Source organism: Janthinobacterium pasteuri, from assembly GCF_051380775.1.
Taxonomy (GTDB): Bacteria; Pseudomonadota; Gammaproteobacteria; order Burkholderiales; family Burkholderiaceae_D; genus Janthinobacterium.
Window position 1 is genome coordinate 1 of the sequence record NZ_JBNYXS010000048.1, and the last position, 5,576, is coordinate 5,576.

The following is a 5,576-nucleotide window of genomic DNA, read 5'->3' on the forward strand; positions in this document are numbered from 1 at the left end:
ACATCAAATGCCCACACTTATCGACTGTTAATTGTTAAAGAACTGTATTCGGTACTGCTTTCGCGCTATCGACAAAGCGTTGTGTTTGTCAGCTGCGAAGAAGGAAGAGTATGAAGCATTTCGCTACGTCCGTCAACTCCTTCTTTTTTACTACATCACCGTTTCCGGTGATCCTCAACTGCCGCATTTGACTGCGTCTCATTGGGGAGGCGAACTATAGCAAAGCCGCCTACCGGCGGCAAGCTTTATTTCAGCAATTCGGCAACCGCCATGCCCACCTCGGTCGTACTGGCGCCCCCGCCCATGTCCGGCGTACGCGGACCATGCTCGAGCACCTGCTCGATGGCGCCCAAAATCGCGTCATGTGCGGCCGTGTAATTGGCATCGCCATTACCGAGGAAATCGAGCATCATGGCGCCAGACCAGATCATGCCGATCGGGTTGGCGATATTCTGGCCATAGATATCGGGTGCGGAACCGTGCACTGGCTCAAATACTGAGGGGAAAGTGCGATCCGGATTGATATTGGCCGACGGCGCGATGGCAATCGTTCCTGTGCACGCGGGGCCCAGGTCAGACAGGATGTCGCCAAACAGATTCGACGCCACCACTACGTCGAAGCGCTCAGGGCTCAATACAAAGCGGGCCGCCAGAATGTCGATATGGTATTTATCCCATTGCACATCGGGGAACGCTGGCGCCATCGCTTCGACCCGCTCATCCCAGAATGGCATGCTGATCGCGATGCCATTCGATTTCGTCGCCGATGTCAGGTGTTTTTTAGGCCGGCTTTGCGCCAGCTCAAATGCATACTTGACGATGCGGTCGACGCCCTTGCGCGTAAACACGGATTCCTGCAGCACCGTTTCGCGCTCTGTCCCCTCGAACATGCGCCCGCCCACGGACGAATATTCTCCTTCCGTATTTTCACGCACCACATAAAAGTCGATATCACCCGGCTTCTTGTTCGCCAGCGGACACGGCACGCCCGGCATCAGCCGCACGGGACGCAAGTTGACGTATTCGTCGAACTCGCGCCGAAATTTGAGTAACGACCCCCACAGCGAAATATGGTCAGGCACCTTGTCCGGCCAACCCACGGCGCCAAAATAGATGGCGTCGAAATCCTTGAGCTGCGCAAACCAGTCCGAGGGCATCATTTGCCCGTGCTCCAGGTAATAGTCGCAATTGGCCCATGCCATGGTCGTAAACTGCAGGTCGATATTGAAACGGCAGGCGGCGGCCTCAATCACACGCAAGCCTTCCGGCATGACTTCATTGCCGATGCCGTCACCGGCGATGACCGCGATTTTATGTGCGCTCATGGGAAACCCTGTTGAAAATAGACGATGGAAGCCCGTATTACATCTGCTGCGCCACGTCCGGGTACAGTCGCGCCAGCACATCGGCAGTGATCGCCGTGATGATGGGCTGCACACGTTCGGCCGCCAGCTCATTGGACTTTTCGCGGCGCACCTCTTTCCACAACTCGGCCAATGCGCCCTCATGGCGCGCTACCGCCTGCTCGACTTCATCCTGCCAAAAGGCCGGTGCCTCGCTTTCGACAAAGTTGCCGCGGCCGCGGCCAAAGTGCGCCACCGCCAAGTAACGCAGCACACCCGCTACCACCAGGGTACGCAGGAAGGCATCCGTAAATTGCATGGTGGGCTCGTTGCGGTCCGTGCCGGAATTAAAACCCCAGGCGGCACCCGCAAACGTCAGTGCTCCGACGACACCGCCAAGCAAGGCGCCCGTGCCCAAGGTCAGGCCACCGGAAATCAGGTCGGCCGACAAGCCAGTCGCCGCACCGGAAATCATGGCGCCCAATAGCCCCGCTTGCGCCTTGTCGATCGGCGCGCGCACGGCGAAATTTTCCCGTATCCGGCTATTGATCTTATGCGCGTCGGTAGGGTCGAGTTTGTGCAAGATCAACAGTTCACGCGTGGTGACACCGCTGTGCGTATTGAGCCGCGCCACCAGGCTGGCCATCGCCTTTTCCTGGCGTTGCTGCTCTGCGTTCTTGCCTATGCCCACGACCTGCAAGGCCGATTTCAGCAAGCCCTTGGAGACGGGCTCGATGGCTTCGCGATCCTGCCCAGCCGCGGCCAACTGCGTGGCTAGCAAGTGCATGGCCTGCTGGAAACGCGCCGTGTTCTGCGCTTGCCAGGTAGCAAACAAACGCGCATAGCCGGCTTGCTGTGACTGCGGCAACAATTTCCCCACGGCTTCGTAAAACACACGCTCATGTACCCAGCAGCGGGCAAAGGCATCAAGCGCCAGGACGTCGCGCACGATGGGATATTGCTGCAAATGTTCGCGCCAGCGCGCCTGCTCGCCGTGTTCCTCATTGCCAGGACGTGGCGGCCCCATCTGATTGAGCAAGACCACCACGGGCTTGCCCAGCCATTCCAGGATTTTCATTTCCGCTGGTAAATAACCCGCATCTCTGGGATGTTCCGAGGAATTGACCAGGTACAGCACCACGTCGGCCGCGTCCTTGGCCGTGCGCAGCGCTTGCTGGCTGAGCCAGAACGGACGGTCACGGTAACGGTCCAGCACTTCGCGCAGGAACCAGCCGATGGGATTGCCCGACTGACCCAGACGCTTGAGCAGGCGCACGGAGTCGCCAAAGCCGGGCGTGTCCCACAATTGCAGGGCATCACCCTGCGGCGTTGCCAGCAAAGTATGCGATTCCGCAAACACGGTCACGTGGGCGGCGTCGCGCACTTCGCCGATATCCACGCCCACCAGGGTGCGCGCCAGGGTGGTCTTGCCATTATTCGTATGCGAAATCAGTGCAAACTGAATCTGCACCGCATCATCCTGGACATCTTTATTCACATTCACACTCATGTTGCTGCCGATACTTTCAAGCCGACACCGGCATCGAGCGGGTGCAAGGCAGGATTGAGCAAATTGACCAGGGTGGCCGGGGTTTGATGGAACAGGCAAAATTGTTGCCACAAGGCGACTCTTTCCGCCAAACGGGCGGCATTATCCACCTGCTCGCCAGCGCGCTCCAGGTAGCTGGACTCGTCGATCAGGACGGCGATGCCCCGTGTCGACGAGCGCACCAGATAATCGAGGAAGGCGCCGTGATTTTCTTTTTCCGGCGTCGCCGTCAAATTGAACAGCACGGCCGTGATGTTGACTTGCGAATCATTCAAGTCTGTGCCGCGCAAGACCTCCTGCGGCTCTTCACCATACGACGTCGATGGGCGCAGCATCATGCGCCCCTGCTCGCCAAACAGCATGATGGACAGCTGGCCCAAACCTTTGTGGCGCGCCTCATCGACAGTAAAGCTGTAGGGCAAGACACGCAACATGCCGCCCGTGGCCACGCCGATGCTTTCATTGAGCTTGCGGAAATATGGTTGATCGAGATCCAGTGGAAAGTGCTTGGCCAGGCGCGCGGCACGCCAGTTGTTGACCAGAGCCAGGATCAGGCGGGGAACCACGACCAGCAAGAAAATCGTTGCCGCATACAAATGCACCCAGCGCGCGCCGCCTTCCACGGTCGTCGTTTGCGGGAAGCGCAGTGCTTCGATTTCCGCCAGCGAAAAGCCTTGCAAATGAAACAGGGCAATCGCTGGCGCAAACAGGGTCGAAAGCAGGCTGTGCACCTGACTGGCATTCAGGAACGTGCTTTCCCAGCCGGCCGCGTATTGCGACAGGAAGCCGCGCGCATACAGCGAGGCGACGGCGCCGATGGCAAACATGGCGGCGCTCAGGTGGATGGTACGGCTCAGGCGCGCGGCCGTCAGCTTGGCGCTCAGGTGCGCCCATTCCCCCATGAAACTGAGCAAGCCCGAGGACAAGGAGTGCGGGAGTTTGCGCGGCAGGGCCAAGCGGCCCACGCTCAGGTGGCGCACCAGCCCCGCTTTCGGCCAGCCGAGGGAGTGCGAGGGGATGCATAGCCAGATCAGCAAGCCCAGGTAGACCAGAACATTCCAGGCGATGATCAACAGCAAGGGCGCCGACAGCAGGTCGACGCGGTGCGGATCGGTGATGCGGTCGAGGCCGGCCCCCAGCAGCAGGGCCAGCAATGGCAAGGTCAGCGCCAGGGTCTTCATGCCGTTGCGACGCTTCGCGAAAGCCGCGAAGGCGGGGGTGCGCTCGGTGATGCGTTTGATGATCAGCTCGGAGCGCTGCTGCAGGAAATCGTCACCCGTGACTTCGGCCTGCTTGCCCGAGGCTTGCCACTGCGCAAGCTCACGCGCGCTGCGGCTGGCATACATGCGGTCGTCCTCGCTGAGGACTTCTTTTTTCTGGTCGGCCGTTTCGATGGCACGGACCAATACCACTTCTCTCGCAATCTGCTCGTTCATGGTGCTCCTGTTTTTGTATGAAACGACAACTCGACAGGCAGATTGTGACGTACTTTTGTATTTCAGGCCAACGCGTCCTCGGCCCGGAGCAAGTTATGCAGCAGATATATCAGGAAAGAAGCGATCCAGGCAGACCACAAGGTGTGCGTGAAAAATTGCGTACCTTGCAACTGTTGCTGCCAGCCTGCCGCCAAACCGCACAGCAGCATGACACCGGCCAGCAGAAGCGCCATGCGGGGCCGTCCGGGCAGGGAGAACAAAGGCAAGGCCAGCAGCCACCAGCCAGTGTTAGCCCGGGTGGCGGGCAGGCAAGCCATGGCAGACGCACCGGCGGGTAATGTTTCCAGCATGCGCGCATACGGTTCCAGTCCCCCATAGCGCAGCAAATCCGTAGGACAGGGCACATCACTGAAGGAAGAGAGCAAATAGATGCTTGGCGGCACCAACATGGTCGACAGAGCCATGACGCGCAAGGCACTGCGGCGTGATGCAAGCCAGGCCAGCGGACGCAAAGTGTCCCATATGGCCAAGCCGATCACGGCGGCACCAAGCAAGGTCATGCAGAACTGGAAACTACCCGCCAGCGCGCTGTCAGCACCGGCAAATTGCCCACGTGCGCCGTCGAACATGCTGTCGGCGATAGTGAGGTCGAGGTTGCTGTAATTGCCGATCCAGAGTATCAGCATGGCCGACAGCATCAAGATGCTATCGATGCATTTGGGAGTTTTGACGAGCTTAAGCTTGGCCAGCATGGGTGCACACATTTACTTGATGAGATGATAAGGAGAGGTCACATAGGACCGTAGCCATGGAAGTCATCGTACAGTGTGAATATGAAGAGCACATGACGTTCCCCGCAATTAACAACGCAGGCGACTACTTCGCCGCCCAAAGCCTCGACTTGCCTACGCCCCGCTTCATCGACCTGGTGACTATGGCCTTCGGCATTGCGCATACGGATGAAAACTACCATGTGCCGCTGGTGGTGTCGCCGTGGTCGTATTCAACTTATCGAGGAAGTTAAGCGACGTCCGACGACAAAGGCAGCGTGCAACGCTGCTTTTTTTACGCCTGCAAGCCTTGCCAGACAAAGCGCCAGACGAAAAAAAACCCCACCATTGCTGGCGGGGGTTTTCTCTACTGCGAATAACAAGCCTGACGATAACCTACTTTCACACTGGTTGCAGCACTATCATCGGCGCAAAGTTGTTTCACGGTCCTGTTCGGGATGGGAAGGGGTGGGACCAA

At 58.7% G+C, this 5,576-nt stretch carries 5 protein-coding genes and 1 rRNA gene; 1 reads left to right on the plus strand and 5 read right to left on the minus strand.

The features are described from left to right. Positions 1–245: 245 nt before the first annotated feature. From ACQ4WN_RS26080 to ACQ4WN_RS26095, 4 genes are all read right to left on the minus strand, one after another. Positions 246–1,325, minus strand: a complete 1,080-nt coding sequence (locus ACQ4WN_RS26080; RefSeq protein WP_436554114.1) for a tartrate dehydrogenase — start codon at positions 1,323–1,325, stop codon at positions 246–248. 37 nt (positions 1,326–1,362) lie between these two features. Next, positions 1,363–2,853: a DUF3482 domain-containing protein gene (locus ACQ4WN_RS26085; protein WP_436554115.1), complete on the minus strand. Its 1,491-nt coding sequence runs from the start codon at positions 2,851–2,853 to the stop codon at positions 1,363–1,365. Then, positions 2,850–4,328, minus strand: coding sequence for a DUF2868 domain-containing protein (locus ACQ4WN_RS26090; RefSeq protein ID WP_436554116.1), 1,479 nt, complete (start codon positions 4,326–4,328; stop codon positions 2,850–2,852). The genes ACQ4WN_RS26085 and ACQ4WN_RS26090 overlap by 4 nt, the downstream gene beginning before the upstream one ends. A gap of 62 nt (positions 4,329–4,390) precedes the next feature. Beyond that, on the minus strand, positions 4,391–5,080 hold the full coding sequence (locus ACQ4WN_RS26095) for a phosphatase PAP2 family protein (RefSeq protein WP_436554117.1): 690 nt from the start codon (positions 5,078–5,080) through the stop codon (positions 4,391–4,393). Positions 5,081–5,136: 56 nt separating this feature from the next. On the opposite strand from ACQ4WN_RS26095, the gene ACQ4WN_RS26100 reads away from it, so the two are divergent. Further along, positions 5,137–5,352 (plus strand): hydroxyisourate hydrolase, encoded by a 216-nt coding sequence (locus ACQ4WN_RS26100; protein WP_436554118.1) that lies wholly within the window; start codon positions 5,137–5,139, stop codon positions 5,350–5,352. A gap of 129 nt (positions 5,353–5,481) precedes the next feature. Here the strand turns inward: ACQ4WN_RS26100 and rrf are convergent. Further along, a 5S ribosomal RNA gene (gene rrf / locus ACQ4WN_RS26105) occupies positions 5,482–5,576 on the minus strand; the annotation flags it as partial.